This window comes from Pseudomonas sp. GW821-FHT05H12 (genome assembly GCF_059419385.1).
In genome coordinates this window covers 121,601-144,162 of sequence record NZ_JBWKRS010000012.1, presented here as the reverse complement: position 1 = coordinate 144,162, position 22,562 = coordinate 121,601, and the positions used below count along the sequence as shown (strand labels likewise).

The 22,562-nt window shown below is 62.0% G+C and carries 22 protein-coding genes; 9 read left to right on the top strand and 13 right to left on the bottom strand.

Annotated elements, in window-relative coordinates:
- Positions 1 to 19: 19 nt before the first annotated feature.
- Genes AC07SU_RS13275 through AC07SU_RS13255 form a run of 5 tightly spaced genes read right to left on the bottom strand, consistent with a single transcriptional unit; the run spans position 20 to position 3,780 of the window.
- On the bottom strand, positions 20 to 997 hold the full coding sequence (locus AC07SU_RS13275; RefSeq protein WP_494997272.1) for a FecR family protein: 978 nt from the start codon (positions 995 to 997) through the stop codon (positions 20 to 22).
- A complete protein-coding gene (locus tag AC07SU_RS13270) occupies positions 994 to 1,572 on the bottom strand; it encodes an RNA polymerase sigma factor (RefSeq protein ID WP_494997271.1) in 579 nt (192 codons plus the stop codon). The genes AC07SU_RS13275 and AC07SU_RS13270 overlap by 4 nt, the downstream gene beginning before the upstream one ends.
- 7 nt (positions 1,573 to 1,579) lie before the next feature.
- On the bottom strand, positions 1,580 to 1,906 hold the full coding sequence (locus tag AC07SU_RS13265; RefSeq protein ID WP_494997270.1) for a DUF3325 domain-containing protein: 327 nt from the start codon (positions 1,904 to 1,906) through the stop codon (positions 1,580 to 1,582).
- Positions 1,907 to 3,481, bottom strand: coding sequence for a PepSY-associated TM helix domain-containing protein (locus AC07SU_RS13260; protein WP_494997269.1), 1,575 nt, complete (start codon positions 3,479 to 3,481; stop codon positions 1,907 to 1,909).
- Entirely contained in the window at positions 3,478 to 3,780 is a 303-nt protein-coding gene (locus tag AC07SU_RS13255; RefSeq protein ID WP_176994945.1) for a DUF3649 domain-containing protein, read from the bottom strand. Before AC07SU_RS13255 ends, AC07SU_RS13260 begins: the two co-directional genes overlap by 4 nt.
- A gap of 170 nt (positions 3,781 to 3,950) precedes the next feature.
- On the opposite strand from AC07SU_RS13255, the gene AC07SU_RS13250 reads away from it, so the two are divergent.
- From AC07SU_RS13250 to fecA, 3 genes are all read left to right on the top strand, one after another.
- On the top strand, positions 3,951 to 4,439 hold the full coding sequence (locus AC07SU_RS13250) for a sigma-70 family RNA polymerase sigma factor (RefSeq protein WP_176994946.1): 489 nt from the start codon (positions 3,951 to 3,953) through the stop codon (positions 4,437 to 4,439).
- Positions 4,436 to 5,377, top strand: coding sequence for a FecR domain-containing protein (locus AC07SU_RS13245; RefSeq protein ID WP_494997268.1), 942 nt, complete (start codon positions 4,436 to 4,438; stop codon positions 5,375 to 5,377). The genes AC07SU_RS13250 and AC07SU_RS13245 overlap by 4 nt, the downstream gene beginning before the upstream one ends.
- Positions 5,378 to 5,468: 91 nt before the next feature.
- A complete protein-coding gene (gene fecA / locus AC07SU_RS13240; RefSeq protein ID WP_494997267.1) occupies positions 5,469 to 7,805 on the top strand; it encodes a TonB-dependent Fe(3+) dicitrate receptor FecA in 2,337 nt (778 codons plus the stop codon).
- Between the two features lie 250 nt (positions 7,806 to 8,055).
- Here fecA and AC07SU_RS13235 read toward each other — a convergent pair whose 3' ends face one another.
- Positions 8,056 to 8,928 carry a LysR family transcriptional regulator gene (locus AC07SU_RS13235; RefSeq protein ID WP_494997266.1) on the bottom strand — a complete coding sequence of 291 codons (873 nt, stop codon included), beginning with the start codon at positions 8,926 to 8,928 and terminating at the stop codon, positions 8,056 to 8,058.
- Positions 8,929 to 9,033: 105 nt separating this feature from the next.
- Between AC07SU_RS13235 and AC07SU_RS13230 the strand changes: the two genes are divergently transcribed.
- Positions 9,034 to 10,551, top strand: a complete 1,518-nt coding sequence (locus AC07SU_RS13230; RefSeq protein ID WP_494997265.1) for an MFS transporter — start codon at positions 9,034 to 9,036, stop codon at positions 10,549 to 10,551.
- A 362-nt stretch (positions 10,552 to 10,913) separates the two neighbouring features.
- Here AC07SU_RS13230 and AC07SU_RS13225 read toward each other — a convergent pair whose 3' ends face one another.
- On the bottom strand, positions 10,914 to 11,324 hold the full coding sequence (locus AC07SU_RS13225; protein ID WP_176994951.1) for an HPF/RaiA family ribosome-associated protein: 411 nt from the start codon (positions 11,322 to 11,324) through the stop codon (positions 10,914 to 10,916).
- Positions 11,325 to 11,536: 212 nt separating this feature from the next.
- Entirely contained in the window at positions 11,537 to 12,484 is a 948-nt protein-coding gene (locus AC07SU_RS13220; RefSeq protein WP_176994952.1) for a LysR substrate-binding domain-containing protein, read from the bottom strand.
- A 137-nt stretch (positions 12,485 to 12,621) separates the two neighbouring features.
- Between AC07SU_RS13220 and AC07SU_RS13215 the strand changes: the two genes are divergently transcribed.
- From AC07SU_RS13215 to AC07SU_RS13205, 3 genes are all read left to right on the top strand, one after another.
- Positions 12,622 to 13,998, top strand: coding sequence for an L-serine ammonia-lyase (locus AC07SU_RS13215; protein ID WP_494997264.1), 1,377 nt, complete (start codon positions 12,622 to 12,624; stop codon positions 13,996 to 13,998).
- A 60-nt stretch (positions 13,999 to 14,058) separates the two neighbouring features.
- Positions 14,059 to 15,360 carry a serine/threonine transporter gene (locus AC07SU_RS13210; protein ID WP_494997263.1) on the top strand — a complete coding sequence of 434 codons (1,302 nt, stop codon included), beginning with the start codon at positions 14,059 to 14,061 and terminating at the stop codon, positions 15,358 to 15,360.
- 287 nt (positions 15,361 to 15,647) lie between these two features.
- The gene (locus AC07SU_RS13205; RefSeq protein WP_176994955.1) at positions 15,648 to 15,962 is read left to right on the top strand and encodes a DUF3509 domain-containing protein; all 315 of its coding nucleotides are present in this window, start codon (positions 15,648 to 15,650) and stop codon (positions 15,960 to 15,962) included.
- On the opposite strand, the gene AC07SU_RS13200 is transcribed toward AC07SU_RS13205, so the two are convergent.
- Positions 15,959 to 16,447, bottom strand: a complete 489-nt coding sequence (locus AC07SU_RS13200; RefSeq protein WP_176994956.1) for a phosphate-starvation-inducible protein PsiE — start codon at positions 16,445 to 16,447, stop codon at positions 15,959 to 15,961. The genes AC07SU_RS13205 and AC07SU_RS13200 overlap by 4 nt on opposite strands.
- 248 nt (positions 16,448 to 16,695) lie before the next feature.
- Between AC07SU_RS13200 and AC07SU_RS13195 the strand changes: the two genes are divergently transcribed.
- Positions 16,696 to 16,956 carry a YebG family protein gene (locus AC07SU_RS13195; RefSeq protein ID WP_012722374.1) on the top strand — a complete coding sequence of 87 codons (261 nt, stop codon included), beginning with the start codon at positions 16,696 to 16,698 and terminating at the stop codon, positions 16,954 to 16,956.
- Between the two features lie 55 nt (positions 16,957 to 17,011).
- Here the strand turns inward: AC07SU_RS13195 and AC07SU_RS13190 are convergent, their stop codons facing one another.
- Entirely contained in the window at positions 17,012 to 18,031 is a 1,020-nt protein-coding gene (locus AC07SU_RS13190) for a Glu/Leu/Phe/Val dehydrogenase family protein (RefSeq protein ID WP_494997262.1), read from the bottom strand.
- A gap of 188 nt (positions 18,032 to 18,219) precedes the next feature.
- Here AC07SU_RS13190 and AC07SU_RS13185 point away from each other — a divergent pair, with 188 nt between their 5' ends.
- Positions 18,220 to 19,023 carry a SirB1 family protein gene (locus AC07SU_RS13185; protein ID WP_494997261.1) on the top strand — a complete coding sequence of 268 codons (804 nt, stop codon included), beginning with the start codon at positions 18,220 to 18,222 and terminating at the stop codon, positions 19,021 to 19,023.
- Positions 19,024 to 19,137: 114 nt separating this feature from the next.
- On the opposite strand, the gene AC07SU_RS13180 is transcribed toward AC07SU_RS13185, so the two are convergent.
- The 3 genes from AC07SU_RS13180 to fahA all read right to left on the bottom strand — a co-directional run bounded on the left by AC07SU_RS13180 (position 19,138) and on the right by fahA (position 22,560).
- Entirely contained in the window at positions 19,138 to 20,508 is a 1,371-nt protein-coding gene (locus AC07SU_RS13180) for an MFS transporter (RefSeq protein ID WP_494997260.1), read from the bottom strand.
- Positions 20,509 to 20,625: 117 nt separating this feature from the next.
- The gene (maiA, locus tag AC07SU_RS13175; protein WP_176994960.1) at positions 20,626 to 21,261 is read right to left on the bottom strand and encodes a maleylacetoacetate isomerase; all 636 of its coding nucleotides are present in this window, start codon (positions 21,259 to 21,261) and stop codon (positions 20,626 to 20,628) included.
- Between the two features lie 12 nt (positions 21,262 to 21,273).
- Positions 21,274 to 22,560 (bottom strand): fumarylacetoacetase, encoded by a 1,287-nt coding sequence (gene fahA / locus AC07SU_RS13170; RefSeq protein WP_494997259.1) that lies wholly within the window; start codon positions 22,558 to 22,560, stop codon positions 21,274 to 21,276.
- Positions 22,561 to 22,562: the final 2 nt, after the last annotated feature.

Below are 22,562 nucleotides of genomic sequence, written 5' to 3'. Positions count from 1 at the left end.
AGCCAGCTCCTACATGCCTCTAACGCAGCACGATCATCCGCCCCAGCACATGGTGTTGTTCAAAACCGAGCACTGCCTGCAAGGCATTCAACACCGCCTGTGGGTCTTTGCTGGGGAAGCTGCCGCTGACGCGCTTGGCGCCCATGTCGTCGTTCAGCAACAGGATGCGGCCCGGGTAATAACGGCCCAAGTCCTTGACCACATCCGCCAGCGGCGCCTTGTAGTAGTTGAGCCAACCGTCGCGCCAGGCCAGGCGTGATTCGCTGTCGACCCCGTGCAGGGGTTCGGCAATGCCATCGGCGTAGGTCACTTGCTGGCCGGCCGTGAGGATTTGCTGCTGACCCGTCTTGGATGGCGTCACTCCCACCCGTCCGGACAATACCGTCACCTCGGCCCCTGCCGGCTGCAGGCGCACTTCGAACTGTGTGCCCAACACCCGCGCTTCGCCACTGTCCGCCCCCACCACAAATGACTGGCCGGTATGGGTCACACTGAAAAAGCCCGCGCCGCGACGCAGCTGGATATGCCGCTCGCCATGGCTGAAATCCACGGCAATGGCACTGTCAGCATCAAGGGTCACCTGGGATTGGTCGGCCAGGGTGACGGTTTTGATTTCGCCCGGCGCCGTTACGTAGTCCGCGCCGAAGCCATCGACCCAGCGCGACGGCTGCCAGCCGGCGCCCATGGACACCATCAACAGGAGGCAGGCGGCCATCGCCAAAGCGCCGGACCAACGTATCGCCCGCGAGCGCTTCGAGGTGTTCATCGCATTGAGGTAACCCTGCAACGCCAGCGCATCCTCATCGGCAAGCGCACGCGCCGGCACTTCACTCAACTCCCACAACACCTGCGCCTGGGAATACGCCTGCACATGCGCAGGGTCGGCACGCAGCCAGCGACTGAACGTGGCCTGGTCGCCGCTGCTGGGCTGGTCATGCAGCAGGCTCAGCCAAGCCAGTGCGGCTTGTTCCTGGGCGGGCGTGGGGGTGACGTTCACGGTGCTTTCCCTGGCGTGCGTGGGGGCGATGGTTCGCGAAGGCTGGCTTTGCAGGCTTCGAGGGCACGCATCATATGTTTTTCCACGGCACTTTGGGACACCCCCATGGCCTTGGCGATTTCGGCGTATTTACGCCCGTGAATACGATTGAGCAGGAAGATCTGCCGGGTGCGCTCAGGCAAGCTGCGCAGGGCGGCCTCGACATGGCGCAAGTCATTGCCGGCTTCGAGGGCGGCCTGGGGCTCCGAGCCTTGGTTGTCCTGTTGTTCCGGGAGCCAACCTTCGCTGCTGCGTACGCGGGCGCCTTCGCTACGCAAGTGGTCGATGGCGATGTTGCCCGCGCAGCGCAGCAAATAAGTGCTGAGTTCTTCGACCTGCACCAGCGGCCGGCGCCAGAAGCGCAGGAACAGATCCTGTACCAAATCGGCCGCCGTGGCGCGGCATCCCACGCGCCGGCTTACCAGCGCTTCCATCTGCGAACGCTGGGACAAAAACACCTGCAAAAAATGCGCACGTCCACCGGCCGCATCCGTGTGCGAGCTGTCTTTGGGTTCCGGTGGTGTGCTGATCATCATGGAAGGCTCAGAGTATGGCGAAGGCCGCGACCGGGCTGGCCAACAAGCCAACACCCGCCAGGATCAAGGCCAGCCTTGGCCGATACGGCAACAGCAACACCAACAACAGTGCGCTGAGCATCAACACCGCGCACCACTCCACCAGGCCCTGGCTCCAGCCGGTGGCGGCAACGGCCGGCCAGATGGCCACGATTAACAACAACCACCCCGCCCCACGCAAAACCAAGCGTCGGCGAGGGGACGGTTTGCTGTGCAGCAGTTCGCCATGGTGGCGGTCGGTGGCCAGGCATAGCGCGGTAAACCCGGCGTAGCACAGCAGGAGGGCGAGCAGCATTCAGTTCGCCTCCTGCTTGAGCGTCAAAGACGCTGCACGCACCGCCTTGGGCTGCGGCGCCGTGCGGTGCTGCATCTTCCAGGCCGCCCAGGTAAGGAAAAGCCCGCTGGCCAGGCACGTCAGGTCGAACCCGGCCATGGCCCAGTCGCCCTTGGCCAATGACACGCCCAGGTGTTGCGAGGTGGTCAGTGCGTTGAGCAGCGGAATCGACACGAACAACAACGCACCGACGCTCAATTGCTCAACCCAACCCTGGCGACCTCGGCGCAACACGGCGTGCAGCAGGCTCAAACCCCACGCGATGAAAAAGGCCTGCACTTCCCAATCGGAGCGTTCGGAGAGGCCGACCGGCAGCAATCGGTTGGCCCAGAAAAACGCCGCGATGGCGATCATCAGCCCCGACATGCTGGCGATGTTCAGGATTTCCACCAACCGCAACTCGAATGGCATCACACCGGTCTTGACGTGCTTGAGCTGACGTTTTCCGAGCCAGATTACCAGCCCGGTGCCGATCATCGCCGTGCCCGCCAGGCCACAGATAAAGTACAACCAGCGCAACACCGGACCGGCGAAATGGCCCATGTGCAGGCCGTAGAAACTGCCGCTGATCGCGGCCGGCAGCGACTGCTCGCCACTGACCCGCAACAGCTCGCCGGTGGTGCCGTTGAACGACACGGTGCTGCCGAAGTCATGCACCACACGGTCGGAGCCAGCGCGGAACACATTCACCGAGGCGTTTACGTCGCTCGGGTTGTTGATCGTCAAACGGCCCACATGCCCGCCCGCCCACTGCGTCCGGGCCTGTTCGTACATCGGCCCCAAGGGCAGCAATTTGCCCGGCTGGCCGAGTGCCGGTGCGTTGTTGGTGGCCGGGAATACATCATTGAAAAAAGCGCGGGTGTCGTTGCCGTAGGAGGCGGCAATGGGCGCCGGCATCACCAGGCTCATGAAAATCACCAGGCTGCTGTAGGTGATCATCAAATGAAACGGCAGCACCAGCACGCCCACCGCGTTATGCCCGTCGAGCCAGGAACGCTGGCCCTTGCGGGGGCGGAAGGTGAAGAAGTCCTTGAAGATTTTCTTGTGGGTGATGATCCCGGTGATCAGTGCGACAAACATCACCATCGCCGCGATGGTCGACAGCCAGCGGCCCCAGGGGTGGGGCATCTGCAGTTGGAAGTGGAAACGGTAGAAGAACTCGCCGCCCATGCTTTCGCGGGCCTGGACTGCCTGGCCGGTGACGGGGTCGAGGGTTTTCTGGATGAAGTTGCCGCGTTTGCCGGGGTCGATCTTGTCTTGCCACATCACCGACAGGCCGGGGTCACGGCTGTCTGGCAAAGTGATGAACCAGCGTGCGGCATTCGGTGCCTGTTGTTGCAGGTAGGCTTGGGCGGCGGCGAGGCTGCGCGCATCGTCCAGCGGGTGGGCCTGCACTTCGGGCTGCATCCAGTGGCTGATCTCGTCCTTGAAATAGGACAGGGTGCCGGTCAGGAAAATCGCGAACAGCAGCCAGCCGAAGATCAAGCCGGCCCAGGTGTGCAACCAGGCCATTGCCTGGCGAAAGCCCTCTTTCATGTGCGTGCCATCCAGAAACCCACGCCGGCCAGGGTCGCGAACAACGCACTCGGCACCATCACCCCCGCCCATGCACGCCACGCGGTACGGCAGGCGAAACACCAGAGCACGGCCAGCAGGTAGAACACAAATGAACTCATCATCCCGGTGATCACCGCGTCGGCGCGGGACGTTGGCAGCCAGAGCGCCAGGCAGATGCTGGCCAGGGATGCCATCAGGTAGCCGCCCACCACAGCCGCCAACACGCGCGAGGTGACGGCGAGGCGATAGGTAGCGGGCAATGAGGTTTTGCTTTTCATGCGGGAAGCGCCAGATTCATCAGCGCGCAATATTAATGATAAATATTCTCATAAGCAAAACAGAACGGATGAATCACCCGTCGCCACGGATTGCCGAACCGTATCGCGCGCCCTACAATGCGAACAATTCTTGTTCTCTAAAGCATGCCGATGCTTGTGGAGTGATTGCGTTGCAGCCGTCCAACACCGTCGAAGTCCTCTACCACGACCATCACCACTGGCTCACCGGCTGGTTGCGACGCAAGCTCGGCTGCCCGGAAAGCGCGGCCGACCTGGCCCAGGACACCTTCATCCGCGTGCTCACCGCACGGGAAACGCCGACGCTGATCGAGCCGCGCGCCTTCCTCACCACCGTCGCCAAGCGCGTGCTGTTCAACTTCTATCGCCGCCAGGACCTGGAACGCGCCTACCTCGACGCTCTGGCGCAGATGCCCGAACAGGTCGCCCCTTCAGAAGAAGACCGCGCGATCATCCTGCAAACATTGCTGGAACTGGACCAACTGCTCGATGGCCTGCCCGTGCAGGTCAAACGCGCGTTCCTGCTGGCCCAGCTCGACGGCCTGACCTACGCACAAATCGGCGCGGAACTGGGTATTTCCATTGCCACGGTCAAACGCCACCTGAATAAAGCGGCCATGCGCTGCTACTTTGCCCTATGAATTTCTCGACCCAAGTCGCCGAGCAAGCCGTGCACTGGCTGATGGAAATGCAGCAGGGCACGCTCAACTCGCGCCAGCAGGCCGCCTGGCAACAATGGCTGGACGCCCACAGCGAACACCAGCGCGCCTGGGACCACATCCAGCGCGTCAACCAACGCCTGCGCGGCATGCCCTCGCCCCTAGCCCACGCCGCCTTGAACGCACCGAAATCCAGCAGCCGACGCCAGGCCCTGAAGTTGCTGTTGATCCTCGGCGCCGGTTCGGCTGCGGCCTGGAGCCTGCGCCAGCAACATATCCTGCCGCCGCTCACCGCCGACTACCGCAGCCCCGTCGGCCAGCGGCGCAAAGTGCAACTGGCGGATGGCAGCCAATTGCAACTCAATACCGGCAGCGCCGTGGATGTGCATTTCGATGGCCAGCAACGCTTGATCCGCCTGCTGGAAGGCGAAATCCTGTTGACCGCCAACGCCGGCAATACGCCGCTGCGCGTGTTGACCGGCCAGGGTTTGCTCAGCAGCCAGGCCGCACGCTGGAACGTACGCCAGTTCAACGACCACACCCAACTGGCCGTGCTCGACGGTCATGTCGACGTGATGCCCAATAGCTACAGCGGCCTGCCGCTGACGGTCGAGGCGTCGCGCCAGGTCAACTTCACCCGCAAGGGTTGGGACACCCCACGCCCCACCGACGCCAACAGCGGCGCCTGGGCCGACGGCATGTTGATGGCCGCCCATATGCGCCTTGAAGACTTCCTCACCGAACTGGGTCGCTATCGCCGTGGCCAGCTCAACTGTGACCCGCAGGTGGCCAACTTGCTGCTGTCCGGCAGCTACCCGCTGGACGACAGTGAACGCATCCTCGACCTGCTGGAAGTCAGCCTGCCCGTCAAAGTGCGGCGCTTCACCCGCTACTGGGTGACGGTGCAGGCACGGGCCTGAAATTATTGTGCAGCACCGTGAGCCGTTTTCCACACCTCGCGTGACAGAGAAGGAAAGCCACCTTGATTCTTCCTTCTCAGGACCGCACTTCATGCCCCAGCAGCCGACGCTTCTCGCCCGCACCTTGCGCCAACTCCTACTGGGCGCCAGCCTCAGTCTCACAGTGATTCCTCAGCTGATGGCGGCAGAGGCCAAGCCCTATCACATTGCGCCGGCGTCGTTGGAAGCGGCACTCAATCAATTCGGGCGTGAGGCGGGCGTGCTGATTTCGTTCGGCTCCGACGTGACGGCCGGCCTGCAAAGCCGCGGGCTGTCCGGCAATTACAGCGCCGCCGAAGGCCTGCAGAAACTGCTGGAAGGCACCGGCCTGCAAGCCCGCGCCGAGGGCGACAACGCCTACAGCCTGCAACCGGCCAGTGCCCCCGCCACGCTGGAACTGCAAACCTCCAACGTGGTGGGCGACTGGCTCGGCGACGCGCAGCAGACCAACGTATTTGAACACCCCGGTGCCCGTGACGTGATCCGCCGCGAAGAGTTCGAACGCCAGGGCGCCACCCAGGCCCGCGATGTACTCAACCGTATTCCCGGCGTCAATGCCCCGGAAAACAACGGCACTGGCAGCCACGACATGGCGCTGAACTTCGGCATTCGCGGCCTCAACCCACGCCTGGCGTCGCGTTCCACGGTATTGATGGACGGTATCCCGGTGCCTTTCGCGCCGTACGGTCAGCCGCAGCTGTCGTTCGCGCCGATCAGCATGGGCAACATGGACGCGGTCGACGTCGTACGCGGCGGCGGTGCCGTGCGCTACGGCCCGCAGAACGTTGGGGGCATCGTCAACTTCGTGACCCGCGCCATTCCCGATGCGCCGACCGTCAAAGGTGGTTTGCAGACTGAGACCAGCCCGTCGTCCAGCCACGACGGCTTCAAGACCACTGGCAACCTGCTCGCCGGCGGCACTGCTGATAACGGCCTGGGTGGCGCGATCCTGTACTCGGGCACCCGTGGCGGCGACTGGCGTGAAAACAGCAACACGCGCATCGATGACCTGATCCTCAAGGGCAAATACCAGCTCGACGACGCCAACAGCTTCAACGCCATGGCGCAGTACTACGAAGGCCAGGCCGATATGCCCGGCGGTTTGAACGTCAAGGACTACAAGGCCGATCCGTATCAGTCCACCCGCCCCTACGACAAATTCTGGGGCCGTCGCACCATGTTCAACGCCGGCTACCGCTACCAGGAAGACCGTCGCGAATTCACCGCCAACACCTTCTTCACCACCACACTGCGCAATGGCTACCTGGACCAGGGCACCTTCCTGTCGCTTTCGCCTCGCGAGTACTGGGTACGCGGCCTTGAAACCCGCTTTGCCCAAGGCTTCGACCTAGGCCCCAGCAGCCATGAAGTGGGCGTGGGCTACCGCTACATCAACGAAGCCGGCCATGAATTGCGCTACCGCACGCCGATCAGCGCCAACCAGCAACTGCCCAACACCAACAGCCGCAACGACCGCGACACCCGTGGCGCCACCGAAGCCAACGCGTTCTTCGTCGATGACCGCATCGACATCGGCAAGTGGACCATCACCCCGGGCGTACGCTACGAGATGATCGAGTCCCAGCAGACCAACAACCTGACAAACGTCAAATACAAGGGCGACTACAACACCGCACTGCCGGCGCTGAACGTGCTCTACCACCTCACCGACGACTGGAACCTCTACGCCAACACCGAAGGCTCGTTCGGCAGCGTGCAGTACAGCCAGATGCCCAACCGCGTGACCAGCGGCGAAGTGAAGCCGGAAAAAGCCCGCACCTGGGAACTCGGCACGCGCTATGACAACGGCACCCTGCGTGCAGAAATCGGCGCGTTCCTGATCAACTTCGACAACCAGTACGACAGCAATCAGACCAACGATTCGGTGATTGCCCGCGGCGAAACCCGTCACCAGGGCATCGAGTCGAGCGTCAACTACGCCCTTGACGGGTTGAGCCCGGCGCTGGCGGGGTTTGATGTGTATGCCACCTACGCCTATGTCGATGCGACCATCCGCGAAGACGGCCCAAACAAAGGCAACCGCGTGCCCTTCTCGTCCAAGCACAAAGGCACCCTCGGCGTCGGCTACACCGAAGGCCGCTGGAAGCTCAACCTGGACAGCAGCTACCAGAGCAGCCAGTTCGCCGACAACGCCAACACCGTGGCCGAAAGTGCTGACGGCAGCACCGGGCGCATCCCGGGCTACATGCTGTTCAGCAGCCGCGCCGCCTATGACTTTGGCCCGCAGCTGTCGGATTTGAACGTGGCGGTCGGCGTGAAAAACATCTTCAACAAGCAGTACTACACCCGCTCGTTCGACGATAACAACAAAGGCAAATACGTGGGCGAACCGCGCACGGTGTACGTGCAAACCTCCATCGCGTTTTAACCACGACACCCCTACCCTGTAGGCGCTGGCTTACCAGCGATGGCGGCGCATCAATCGATAGATTTGTTGGCTGACATACCGCTATCGCAGGCAAGCCAGCTCCCACAGGGGCTTGTGCAGCGACGAAAATCCACTGTGGGAGCTGGCTTGCCTGCGATAGCGGTGTATCAGCAGCCGCTGTATCAACTGGCTCACCGACATCGCTGCGGTGCGACGATTCGACAAGCCAGCTCCTGTTGTCGGAAAGGGTTTAACTGCCCGCCAGGCAGCTTGGCGTGCCCGTCACCAGCGCATCGATTGCGCAGCGCGTCTTGGCCGGCATGTGCGGTGCCGTCGGCCAGATCACATGGATCGGTGAAGGCTGCTCCCGGTAGCCCGGCAAGACCGGCTCCAACTGCCCGCGCAAGACGTAATGCGCAATCAGCCAACTCGGCAACCAGGCCAGACCAACGCCCGCAATCGCGGCATCGGCCACGGCCTGGAGGTCGTCCAACACCAAGGGGGACGCCACACGCGAGCGATACGCCGTATTGCTGCGGTAAGCGATACCCCGATGGCCTGCGAGGTCATCAATCCCTTCAATACGTCCCTTGCGCTGCAGATACGCCGGTGACGCCGCCAGGCCCACAGCCTGTTCGCCCAGGCGGCGAGCGCTCAGCCGATCCGTATCCGGCAATGGGCCGATGCGCACGGCGATGTCGAAGCCTTCCTGCGCCAGATCGATCATGCGGTCCGAGAAGCAAATCTCGACCTCCAGCTCCGGGTATCGATCCATCAACCCCCACAGCGCCGGCGCCGCATAGTGATGACCGAAGGCCAGCGGCACACTCGCCCGCAAGCGCCCGCGTGGCTGCTGCCGACCACTCTCCAACACCGACTCGGCCGCCTCCAGCTCAGCCAGTGCGCGCAAACAATGTTCGTAGTACGCCTGCCCGTCTTCTGTCAGACGTTGGCGCCGTGTCGAGCGTTGCAACAGACAGGTGCCCAAGCGTGCCTCCAACCGCGCTAATCCTTTGCCTACTGCTGAGCGCGTGAGGTTCAGGCGTTCGGCGGCTTGCGTCAGGTTGCCGCTTTCCACGATCTGCAAAAAGAGTTCGACGCCGTCGAAACGCGGAGTGGTCATGGTGCAATTGTCGCCTTCAGATCCCTTATCAACAGAAAACTTATCACGAATAAAGAACCAAATTCCCCTGAAAATAACCGGCCCCCCCATCTTCAGGAGAATCCCATGCCACCCGCCGCCACGTTATCGGCCGTCAGCACACCCCATGCGGCCAGGAACGCGCTCGCCCTCACCGCCGTTTGCCTTGTCGCCCTGATGTTCGGCCTGGAAATTTCCAGCGTGCCCGTCATCCTGCCCACCCTGGAACAGCAACTGGGCACAGGTTTTCAGGACGCCCAATGGATCATGAACGCCTACACGTTGGCCTGTACCAGCGTACTGATGGCCGCCGGCACCCTGGCCGACCGCTTTGGCCGCCGGCGCATGCTGGTGCTGTGCTTGTGGGTGTTTGGTCTGGCCTCGTTGGCCTGTGGCCTGGCCGACAGCGCCCCCACGTTGATTACTGCGCGTTTCGTGCAGGGCGTAGGGGCTGGCGCGATGATGATCTGCCAGTTCGCGATTCTTTCGCACCTGTTCCGCGAACCGGCAGCACGTGCCCGGGCCTTCGCAATATGGGGCGTGATTGCAGGCATCGGCCTGGGTTTCGGGCCAATGGTGGGGGCGTTGATCCTGGCCGTGGCCGACTGGCGCTGGGTGTTCCTGGTGCATGTGCCACTGACCTTGCTCACCCTGGTGCTGCTGCGCATCAGCGTGCAGGAATCCCGCGACCCGGCCGGCCATCGCCTCGACATCGCCGGCATGCTCACCTTGACGTTGTCGGTGTTCGCGCTGGTGTACTTCATCACCCAAGGCACCGAACACGGCTTTACCACCCCTACCATGCTCGGCTGGGCCGGCCTGTCGTTGGTCGGACTGTTGCTGTTCATCATCATTGAACGACGCAGCGCGCACCCGATGTTCGATTTTTCGGTGTTTCGTATCCAGCGTTTCAACGGCGCACTGATGGGCTCGATCGGCATGAACTTCAGTTTCTGGCCGTTCATGATCTACCTGCCGCTCTACTTCCAGGCCGGCCTGGGCTACGACACCATGACCACTGGCGGCGCCCTGCTCGCCTACACCCTGCCGACCTTGTTGGTGCCGCCGCTGGCCGAACGCCTGGCCTTGCGCCATGGCGCCGAACGTATCATCCCGCTGGGCCTTGGCCTGATGGGCGCGGGGTTTATCGCCATGGCCGTGATCAACCGTGCAGAGCAGCCGAGTACCGCAGGGGTGCTGTGCAGTTGCGTACTCGCCGGCATCGGTTTGGCGCTGACCAACTCACCGACCACCAACACCACCACCGGCTCGGTTTCGGCTGACCGTGCGGGCATGGCGTCGGGCATCGACCTCAGTGCGCGGCTGATCACGCTGGCACTGAACATCGCATTGATGGGCCTGGTGTTGCTGCTCGGGATCAGCCATCAACTGGCCAGCTTGCTCCCCTCAACCACGGCCATGGACTGGCCTGCCATCAGCCAGCATATTGCCGCTGGCAAGCTGGACGTGCCGGGGCTGACGACCACAGATGCCCAGGCAGCCCTGCGCCACGGCGCCGGTTGGGCCATGCTCTTTGCGGGCATTGGCGCGGGCGTGCTGGCGCTGTTGAGCCGCTATTTTTTCCGTAGCCGCACAGCCTATTGAGATGTCGCCCGTGCCGCCGCCTTCGCAGCCTCGCTAAAGCTCGACAACTCCCACAGGAGATGTGTGCAGCGACGAAGATCCCCTGTAGGAGCTGGCTTGCCAGCGATGGCGGCGGCACAGCCAATAGAGATGTCGCCTATGCCGCCGCCTTCGCAGCCTCGCTAAAGCTCGACAACTCCTACAGGAGATGCGTGCAGCGACGAAGATCCCCTGTAGGAGCTGGCTTGCCAGCGATGGCGGCGGCACAGTCGATTGATATGTCGCCTGTACCGCCGCTTTCGCAGCTTCGCTAGGCTCTCAAAACGAAAACGGACCTGCAAATGCAGGCCCGTCTTTAGTGGCGATGAAGGAACTGTCAGTGATCAGCCGTTGAACACGGCACGTTCTTTTTCCAGAAACTCCTGTTCAAGCTCGTCTTCATTCACTTTGGTGGTCGGCTGGCTTTTCCCGGCAGCGCGTGGCTTGCCTTGCAGTTTGCCGAACAGATGTTCCAACGCATGCTCCAGTTTGATGGCGGCACCGTCGATGGCCTGTTCCAGCGTGTCGGCCTTGTCGCAGACCGAGACCGGTTGATGGCCCTTTGGCCGTGCTTCCAGTCGGCAACTCAAATCATGGGGGCCTGGCTTGTCGCCGTTCTCATCGCGCAGGTAAACCTCAACGCGGGTCAGGTGTTCTTCATAACGTTCGAGCGTGCTCTCAATGGTAGTACGTACCCACTCCTCCAGTCGGATGCTGCTTTCAATATGGTTATCGCTATTGACTTGGATTTGCATAGTTCTTCCCTTATTTCAGCTAGCTCGCGGGAGGTCACAACTGCAACACCGGTGTGGTGTAACCATGACCTCTTGATTACACAATTGAGCAGTCAGAGAACTAATTCAACCCCTTTGCAAAGATAAATCCCACATTACAAATTAAGTCTGACGACGAGCAAAAACGCTGTTAGGGTGGGGAGTTGGTTACATCTTCTTACGCCTGAACAACCTCACAATTGCCCCTCACCCAAGGGGTGCAATCCGCGAAAAATCCCCGCTTCTTCCACCAGCCAATCATGCACCGCCCGTACGCCCGGGTGGCTTAGTGCGCCTGGCGCATACAGCAGTACATAACGTTTGTGATTGGGCACCGCCAATCCGAAGGGCACGATCAAGGTGCCACGCTCCAGCTCATCATTGAGCAAGGTACGCCGCGCAATGGCGACGCCCATGCCGGCGATGGCAGCCTCGATCGTCAGGTGGTTGCGGTTGAAGGTATGCCCGCGTCGAACATCGGCTTCGTGATAGCCGATGGCATTCAGGTAAAACTCCCACTCCGCGTACTCATAACTCCCACGCCACGCGGTGATGTCGTGCAACAACGGGAAATGCACCAGATCAGCCGGGCCGTGCAACGGCGGACGTCCACGCAACAGGCTCGGGGCGCACACCGGAAAAATCTGCTCGTCCAACAGGGCTGTGGATAACAGGCCGGGGTAGCTGCCGTCGTTCAAGTCAATCGCCAAATCGAAGTCACCTTCGTGCAGGGCGATGCTGCTGTCTTCCGCGACCATGCGCAGTTGGATGTCCGGGAAACGCTGCTGCAGCCGTGGCAGTCGCGGGGTCAGCCATTTACCGAGAAACGACGGAATCGAGCGCAAGCGCAAGGTGCCGCTGATCATCCCCGCGTCCAGCCGCTGCAACTCCGCATCGATGCTGCCGTAGGCCTCCCCCACCGTCGTCGCGAGCCGCTGCCCCTCGGCGCTCAGCTCCACACCACGCGCCCGCCGATGAAACAGACGAAACCCCAGGCGCTCCTCCAACTGGCGAATTTGTTGGCTCACCGCCCCCGGCGTGATGTGCAGTTCTTCGGCGCAACGGGTGAACGACAAATGTCGCGCCGCGCAGGAAAACACGTGCAACCAGACGTAGGTCTGACCATGTAGGGGGCGAGTCATAGAGTTTAGTCCTGCTAAAGGGTGTCTTAGGATAATTCGTTGGTCAGTGCCGATCCAGAGGCTCAGTATCGCGCCAATTCCGCTCGTCCTACAAAACATGGCAGCGATTTCTACTCCATTGCTTGTAAGGCTTTAGCATGGCTATCAGTGTTTTCGATCTATTCAAGGTGGGCATCGGCCCGTCCAGCTCCCATACCGTCGGCCCCATGCGGGCGGCCGCGACCTTTGCTCAAGCCCTGAAAGACCAACACTTGCTGAGCGACACGCGGCGTGTCGAAGTACGCCTGTACGGCTCGTTGTCGGCCACCGGTGTCGGCCACGCTACCGACCGCGCCTGCGTGATGGGGCTGATGGGCGAATGGCCAGACACGGTTGACCCAACCTCCATCAACGCGCGCATCCAGCAACTGCGCGAGTCCGGTCGCCTGCGACTCGCCGGCACCCAGGACATTGCCTTCAACTGGCAACACGACCTCCTGTTGCTCGACGAAAGCCTGCCTTACCACCCCAACGCCATGTCCCTGCACGCCTATGGCGACAACGGCGTGTTGAGCGAACAAACCTACTACTCGGTGGGCGGTGGTTTCATCATCGAAGCCGCTGAGGCAGAGTCGGGTATTGCGCCGACCAGCGAAGTGGAATTGCCCTACGACTTCTCCAGCGCCGTCGAACTGCTGGCCTTGTGCAACACGCACGGCCTGCGGGTTTCCGAGCTGATGATGGCCAACGAACGTGCCTGGCGCAGCGACGAGGAAATCCGCAGCGGCCTGCTGCATATCTGGTCGGTAATGCGCGAATGCGTGGAACAGGGTTTGCGCGATGAAGGCATCTTGCCGGGCGGCCTGGATGTGCCCCGTCGTGCCGCGAAATTGCACCGTAACCTGTTGGAAATCGGCAAGCCGAATGTCATCACTTCCACCTTGTCGGCGATGGAGTGGGTCAACCTGTTTGCCCTGGCCGTCAACGAAGAAAACGCGGCGGGTGGGCGCATGGTCACGGCACCGACCAACGGCGCGGCGGGCATCATCCCCGCAGTGCTGCATTACTACATGAAGTTCAACCCCGAAGCCTGCGACGACGACGTGGTCAATTTCTTCCTGGCCGCTGCCGCCGTCGGCATTCTTTGCAAGAAAAACGCCTCGATCTCCGGCGCCGAAGTTGGCTGTCAGGGTGAAGTCGGTTCCGCCTGCGCCATGGCCGCTGCTGGCCTGGCCGATGTGCTCGGTGCGACGCCCGAGCAACTGGAAAACGCCGCCGAAATCGGCCTGGAACACAACCTCGGCCTGACCTGCGACCCGGTCGGAGGCCTGGTGCAAGTGCCGTGCATCGAGCGCAATGCCATCGCCGCCGTCAAGGCGATCAACGCCACGCAAATGGCCCTGCGCGGTGATGGCAAACACTTCATTTCCCTCGACCGGGTGATCCGCACCATGCGCGATACCGGCGCCGATATGCACGACAAATACAAAGAAACTTCACGGGGCGGCCTGGCTGTGAACTGGGTGGAATGCTGAGGAGCATTTCCTGACCGCCCCAACGTGAGCCCGCGCAAAAATAATAACGAGGCAATAACGATGACCGATGTACGTACACCTGCTGGCGCTACACCTTCAGAAGCAAGTCCCGCTCTAGAAAACACCGTGACCACCGGCTGGACCAAACACGACACCACCTGGATGCTCGGCCTGTATGGCACCGCCATCGGCGCGGGCACCTTGTTCCTGCCGATCAATGCCGGCGTCGGTGGCTTCTGGCCGCTGATCGTGCTGGCACTGCTGGCCTTCCCGATGACCTTCTTCGCCCACCGTGGGCTGACGCGCTTTGTGTTGTCGGGCAAATCCGGCGACATCACCGAAGTGGTCGAGGAACATTTCGGCGTGGGCGCAGGCAAGTTGATCACCCTGCTGTATTTCTTCGCGATTTTCCCGATCCTGCTGGTGTACAGCGTCGCGCTGACCAACACCCTCGGCAGCTTCATGGAACACCAACTGCACATGGCTCCGCCGCCACGGGCGATCCTGTCGCTGGTGCTGATCCTCGGCCTGATGGCCATCGTGCGTTGCGGCCAGGGCGTGATCGTCAAGGCCATGAGCGTGCTGGTGTACCCGTTCGTCGCCGCCCTGCTGTTGTTGGCATTCAGCCTGATCCCCAACTGGAACGGCGCGTTCTTCGCCTCCGCCGGTGACGGCATGCCGATGCCGCTGTTCCTCAAGACCCTGTGGCTGGCGATCCCGGTGATGGTGTTTTCCTTCAACCACTCGCCGATCATTTCGGCGTTCGCCGTCGATCAAAAACGCGTGTACGGCGCGCAGGCCGAACGCAAGAGCAGCGGCATCCTGGCCACGGCCCACGGCATGATGGTGCTGACGGTGATGTTCTTCTGCTTCAGCTGCGTGCTGGCGCTGTCGCCCGCCGACCTGGCAGCGGCCAAGGCCCAGAACATTTCGATCCTGTCGTACTTGGCCAACCACTTCCAGACCCCAGTGATCGCCTACGCCGCACCGCTGATCGCGCTGGTGGCCATTACCAAATCCTTCCTCGGCCACTACATCGGCGCCAGCGAAGGCTTCCAGGGCTTGATCGTCAAATCCCTGCGCAGCCGTAACCGTTCGCTGTCGGCCAAATGGCTGGAACGCAGCACCGCCCTGTTCATGGTGCTGACCTGCTGGGCTGTGGCGACTTTCAACCCGAGCATCCTGGGCATGATCGAAACCATGGGTGGGCCGATCATCGCGTGCCTGCTGTTCCTGATGCCGATGTACGCGATCCGTCGCGTGCCATCTCTGCGCCAGTACTCGGGCCAGGTGTCGAATGTGTTTGTGGTGGTGATCGGCTTGATTGCGCTGTCTGCGATCGTTTTCTCGGTACTGCCCTGAAATAGCCCACAACGCAGCTCCCATGTAGGAGCTGGCTTGCCAGCGATAGCGATCGTTCATCGAAACAATTGTTGACTGATTCGCCGCCATCGTGGGCAAGCCCGCTCCCACAAGGGGTATTCATTGCCTGACAGGGTGCTGTACGGCACGGCCTTTGCTGTACAGCTCTTGAGGACAACGGACCTTGTGGAAACCTCAGCGACGGAGTGGCCAGTGGTCAGGAAACGCGAACTAATCCCGACACCGGTCGTCAATGACTGCATGTTCTTATCAGGCGGTAACGCACCATGGACAATCCTTTTCAGATCATCACAGACACCTTCACCCCCAACTACCGTGTCAACCTAAGTATCCAACGGCTGGATGGCAGCATCATGCTCACCCTCTCGAACGAGTCGGGCGTGGTGGCCAAGCGCATGATCAGCGCCGAACAACGCAACGACCCGCAACGGCTCAAACGCCTGGTGCAAAGCATCCAGTTCGGCATCGCCATCGAGCAGGGTCACAGCGCCATGGAGATCCTGGCGGTGATGACTGACGGCGATCACCAGCGCTTGCAGCGACCGCCTACGAACACCCTGCCCTTCAGCGTCGGGCTTTAAAGCTCGCCCTTCTCGGTTTCCAGGCTCGCCTCGCCCTTGCGGCGCGGGCCTTCGACCTTCACCGACGGGAACGCCGACGAAGCGTAGCGCACCACCAGGATCGAAAACGCCAACAGCAGAATCCCGCCGCACAGGTAGATGATGCCAATGTCTGGCGGGTTGTGGTGGGACACGTTGGAGATCAGCAGGCGCGTCAGCGCGGTGATCGCCACGTAGATCAGGAAGCGCACCGGCATGTGGTTGGTCTTGAAGTAAATCCCGACCATTGCGCCCAGTTCCAGGTAGATGAACAGCAACAAGATGTCATCGATCTTGATGTGCCCGTTCTCCAGCATCCCCAAAAACTCCATCACCGCCGCCCAGGCCGTCACCGCACCAATGGCGAACAGCGCCAGGTAGTGGAACGACTCGACAAACAGGTTGCCCAGGGACTCGGCCAGTTCATGCACGTTCTGGCGCAGCTTTTCGGCCCAGTTGATTTTCACGATGATGCTTCCTTAGGTCGACTCGACCGGATAATGCGGGTTGGACGTGACGGTTGTTCTGCATGCAGAAAAAAGGCCAGAGGCCGATATAAGATGATGGCGGGGTGACATGAGGCACGGCAAACCTGTATTTACGGGCTACATTAAAAAACTGCTACCCAAACCCCACGGTTTGGCTTACCCTTTTCACTGTATATGAATACAGTAGTCGCAAAAGACAACTATCGTGAAGGCATGTGAGGTGGTGAATGGCCGTCGAAGTGGTATACCGCAGCAGCCGAGATCTGGAGCGTTTGTTCATGGATAAAGCCGAAGCTGACCGTCATGACAAGATGCTTGAACTCGCCGAGTTGCTGGCAGAAGTGTTGCAAAAAGCCGTGCCGTCCCTGAGCGAGCAGCAGGTGGAAGAAGCCGGGATCTACATGGCGAAGAACCGCGATGTATTTGCCAAGGCATTCAAGAGCCAGCCGGACGCGTTGTCCGAGTTGCTGAACGCACCGGCAGAATAAAGCCAGAATTGAACAGGCCCTGAGTCACTGACTCAGGGCCTTTTTAATGCCTGGCTTATTTGTACAGCAGGCGCTCGGCCAATTCGTCCGCCACCCGTGCGGGGGAGCGTTTTTCGGCTTGGGCGTGGGCAAAGATCTCGGTCAGGCGTGCGCCGATGTTCGAGAGGTGTGCGGTGATATCCGCCAGCTCTGCGCCACCGTGCTTGAGCGCGACGTAGATCAGCCCACCCGAGTTGATCACATAGTCGGGGGCGTAGAGGATGCCGCGCCCTTCCAACTGGTCGGCGATGTCGAGGTTGGTCAGCTGGGCGCTGGCGGAACCGGCCACGGCGGCGCAACGCAACTGGCCGACGCTGTGGCGATTGAACACCGCACCAACGCCGCAGGGCGCAAGGATGTCGCAGGGCGTACTCAGCAAGGCATCGTTGGCGATGGGGTGGGCGCCGAGCTGTTCCATGGCCAGTTGCACCTTGCCGTGGTCGATGTCACTCACCAGCAGTTCAGCGCCGGCCGCGTGCAGCTGTTCGGCCAGGGCAAACCCGACATTGCCCAGGCCCTGGACCGCCACGCGCAAGCCTTCCAGGTTGTCGCTGCCCAGGCGGGCCATGGCCGTGGTGCGGATGCCGGTGAAAACGCCCATGGCGGCATGGGGCGACGGGTCGCCGGCGGCGGTGGTGCTGGTGACGAAGCGGGTGTGCTGGGCGATGCAGTCCATGTCGGCCACCGAGGTGCCGCTGTCGATGGCCGTGATGAAGCGGCCGTCGAGTTTTTCGATGCAGCGGCCGAAGGCTTCGAACAAGGCAGCGCGGCTCTCCACATGCACGGGGCGGATGATCACCGCCGTGCCACCGCCCACCGGCAAACCGGCCAGGGCGGCTTTGTAGCTCATGCCTTGGGCCAGGCGCGCAGCATCGGCCACGGCACTTTGATCGTCGGGGTAAGCGAGGTAGCGACAACCGCCCAAAGCAGGGCCCAGGCGGCTGTTGTGGATGGCTATGACCGCCTTCAGCCCGGTGGCCGGGTCGACGCTCAGGTGCAGCGATTCAAGGCGGGTGCTGTGCATGAGCGCAAACATCAATGAGCTCCCGAATCACTTCTGGTAGAGGCCCAAGTATAGGCTTACGGTAAAAAACTGCCGAAGCGCGCTGGAATAAGCCGCCCGGTTTTGCAGGCCTTGCGACATAAGACCGTGGGATATTTCCCCAATGTGCTGGACGAAAATTCTCAGCAAGGCTAAAACGGGGGCATCTGCCGGAGAACGCAATGAATCCCCGCACAGCCTTTTTTGCCTGTCTGGAACGTTCACCCCCTGCGCTGTTCGAAGCTGCGCTGTGGATTGCGGCCGAGCACGATCCGGCGGTGCAGCCGCAAGTGATCCTGCAAGAACTCACCCTGCTGCAACAACAGGTCAGCATCGGCATGCCCATGTTGCCCGCCGACGAACTGGGCCAGCCCCTGCTGCGGCGCTTGAATGACCTGGGGTTTGCCCAGGACGACTTTACCCCCCTGCGCCCCGCCGCCGCCTTACTGGACAAGGTGCTGCAGCGCAAACGCGGGCAGCCGCTGGCCATGGGGTTGATCGCGATGGAATTGGCGCGACGCCTGAACATTCCGATGGTCGGGGTGAATTTTCCCGGCCACTTCCTGCTGCGGGTGCCGGGCGCCGACCACTTGCTGGACCCGTGTGGCGGCCGGCGCTTGTACCCCAACGATTGCCGCGAGCTGCTGCACCGCCAGTACGGGCCGAACCTCAAGTTGCAGTCCGAGCACCTGCACACCGCCGAACCCCGTTCGATCCTGCAACGGCTGTCACGTAACCTGCGCCAGTTGCACCTTTCCAATGATGCGCCGCTGGACGCCCTGATCGACGCCGAACGCGTGCTGGAACTGGGCAACGCCAGCGCCGCCGACTACCTGGCACGCGCCAGCCTGTACCAGCGCCTGGATTGCCCGAGTGCCGAGCGCTTTGACCTGGAGCATGCGTTGCTGCTCAGCGAAGACCCGATCCAGCGCCTGCGCCTGACCGAACGGCTGGGGCATTTGCCACCTAATGCCATAGTGCATTAGCACCCGGCCTGTAGGAGCTGCCTTGCCGGCGATGGCGGTGGGACAGTCGGAAAAACCGTTAATGACACTCCGCTATCGCCGGCAAGCCGGCTCCTACAAATGAGCGGCGGTGAATCAGTGATTGCCCGGCGCTTTTAGAATATCGCCGGGCAATGAGCGTTTCGGCACATCCATGCCTGGCGAACGCACTTGAATGATCAACAGCGCCGCAATCACTGCCGGAATCGCGCAGAAGAAGAAAATCTGCTCCACCGGAATGTGCATCGCCAGCAACAAGCTGCCAAACAACGGCCCCAGGATCGAACCAAACCGCCCTACCCCCAGTGCCCAACCCGTGCCCGTTGCGCGAACATGCGCCGGGTAGAAGTTACTGGCGAAGGCATTCAAAGTCAGTTGCCCACCGATGATGCAGAACCCGGCGGCGAACACGCAGGCCACCAGGTAGCGTGGGTTATCGTGGTTAAGGCCCAGCAAAACCGTGCACACCGCGGCTGCCGCCAAAACACCGGACAGCAGGCGCACCTTGCTTTTCAAGCGGTCGGCGAACCAGGCCATGCCGATGGCGCCCAAGGTGCCGGCAAACAGGAACATCGACGTCACCAGATTGGCTTCCTTCAACGCCAAACCGCTTTCCAGCAACAGCGACGGCAGCCAACTGATCATGAAATACAGCAGGATCAGGCTGACAAAAAACGTCGCCCAGATCAGCACGGTCGGGCGCGCATAACCGTGGCGAAACAGCTCCACGACCGTCAGCTTGCTGCCTTGTTCTCGCAGGTTGTCTGCAGCACTCGCCAACGGCGGCTGCCAGCCCGGCAACAGGCGCGCCGTGACCTTTTGCAGGCGCGCATAAGGCGGCGCGTCACGCAGCAAACGTGGCAAGGACTCGGGCAACAGCCACACCAGGAAAGGGAACAGCAACAACGGCGTCACGCCACCCGCCAGGAACACCGCCTGCCACCCGTAGCCTTCGATAAACCCGGCCGCCACGAACCCACCCGCCGCGCCGCCAAACGAAAAGCCGCAGGCCGCCAACGTCACCATCAGGGTGCGCAGGCGCGGTGGCGAATACTCCGACATCAAGGCCATGGCACTGGGCATCGCGCCGCCCATGCCAATGCCGCAGATAAACCGCGCCACCATCAGGGTGGTCAGTGAGTTGGCGAACACCATCAACACCGTGAGGGTCGCGTAGATCAGCACGCAGCCCAGCAGGATGCGCCGCACGCCGAACCGGTCGGCCAGGGGCGTCACCAGCAATGAGCCCAAGGTGAGCCCCAACAGGTTGGCGCTGAACACCGGGCCGAACGCAGCCTTTTCCAGGCCCCAATCCTTGGCCAGGGCCGGCACCACGTAACCCAGCACCTGGGCATCGTAGCCATCGGTCACCAGCAGCAAGGCCAGCAACAAGAGAATCAACCACTGGTAGCGCGACACCGGACGGGCGTCGAGTGCCGCACGAAAGCTGGCAATCTGAGAGTGCATCGCAAGGTACCTATTATTTTATTTTTATGGCCACGCGCAACCTTGTAGGAGCCGGCTTGCCGGCGCTAGCGGTCTACCTGACACACCGCCATCGCCAGCCAATCGGGCCCCACAGGGTCAGGGGGTATCAGGCTGGTTGGCGGGGTGCGCCTGGATAAAGGCCGGATGCTGCGCCGCCAACGCCGCCACGCGACCGATGCGTGGGTACGCCGTCAACGGCACCTTGAAGCGTTCAGCCGCGTACAGCTGGGGAATCAGAAACGCGTCAGCCATCCCCGGCTGTTCCCCGAAGCAAAAGCCTCGGTCGCCAATCAATTGCTCCACCGCGCCCAGCCCCTGGCTGATCCAATGGCCGATCCATTCCAGCAACTGCGCTTCGTCATGCCCCCACTGGCGTAGCAGGTTCTGGGTGCTGGAGTTGTGCAGCGGGTGGATATCACAGCCGATGATCGACGCCACCGCACGCTCATGGGCGCGGGTCGCCAGGTCCTCTGACAGCAGCGGCGCCTGTGGATAACGTTCGTCCAGGTATTCGATGATCGCGGGCGACTGAATCAACAGTTCGCCCTCGTCGGTGCGCAAGGCCGGCACGCGGCCTTGGGGGTTAATCGCCAGGTACTCCGGCTGGCGGTTGGCGCCACCCGGTGGCACCAGCAGGTTGACCGGTATCGCGGTGAAATCCAGGCCCTTGAGGGCCAGCGCGATGCGCACCCGGTACGACGAGGTGGAACGGTAGTAGGTATAGAGTTCCATCGCCCTGCCCTCTTAGCGCGCTGCGATCACGGTGCCCCGGCATTCGCCGAAGCCGATGGAGGCAAACCCTTCGCGGCGGCAACGGGCGCGCAGGATAATTTCGTCACCGTCCTCAAGGAACTTGCGCACTTCGCCGGACGGCAGCTCGACGGCTTTCTTGCCGCCTTCGGTCATCTCCAACAAGCTGCCGAACTGGCCCGCTTCCGGCCCGGACAAAGTACCCGAACCAAACAGGTCGCCGGCCTGCAACTGGCAACCGTTGACGCTGTGGTGGGCCACCAACTGCGCGACGGTCCAGTACATATGCAGGCTGTTGCTCAGGGCCAGGCGATGCGCCGGCAGGTTCTGCTCACGCATCGCGGCGGTGGTCAGCAGCACCTCAAGTTCAATGTCCAGTGCACCCGCGGCCTGGTCACGTTTGTCCAGCAAGTACGACAGTGGTTGTGGGTCGCCTTCAGGGCGCGCCGGTTGTGCTTTGCGGAACGGTTCCAGGGCTTCGGCGGTGACCACCCATGGGGAAATCGTGGTGATAAAGCTCTTCGACAGGAACGGCCCCAGCGGTTGGTATTCCCAGGCCTGGATGTCCCGCGCCGACCAGTCATTGAGCAGGCAGAAACCGGCGATGTGCTCGGCAGCGTCGCCAATGGCAATCGAATCGCCCATGTCGTTGCCCTGGCCGATCCAGATGCCCAGTTCCAACTCGTAGTCCAGGCGTGCACACGGGCCAAAGGTCGGCTCGGCCTGACCGGCCGGCAAGGTCTGGCCTTTTGGACGGCGCACGTCGACACCCGAGGGGCGGATGGTCGAGGCACGGCCGTGGTAGCCAATCGGAACGTATTTGTAGTTGGGCAGCAGGGGGTTGTCGGGACGGAACAGTTTGCCGACGTTCTGCGCGTGTTCGATGCCGACGTAAAAGTCGGTGTAGTCGTTGATGCGCGCCGGAACGTGCATCTGGCAGTCGGCGGCGCGGTGCAGCACCTGGGCCTCGCGGGTTTGCAGCTTGCTGCCTTCGGCGAGCAGTTCCAGTAGACGTTCGCGCAAGGCCACGCGCGGGCCACGGCCCAGTTCGAAAAACGCATTCAATTGGCCGCTGGCCGTTGCCTCGACGGCACGACGGGCATCACCCTCGAATTCGTCGATGGCTGCCTGCAAGTCGAGGATCGAATCGCCAATCGCCACGCCAGCGCGCGGTGCCGAACCGTTGATGCTGAACACCCCCAACGGCAGGTTTTGCAGGGGGAAGTCGGTGTGACCGTTGGCGGAGGCCACCCAGCTGCGGGTAAGTGTGGGCTGAGTCATGG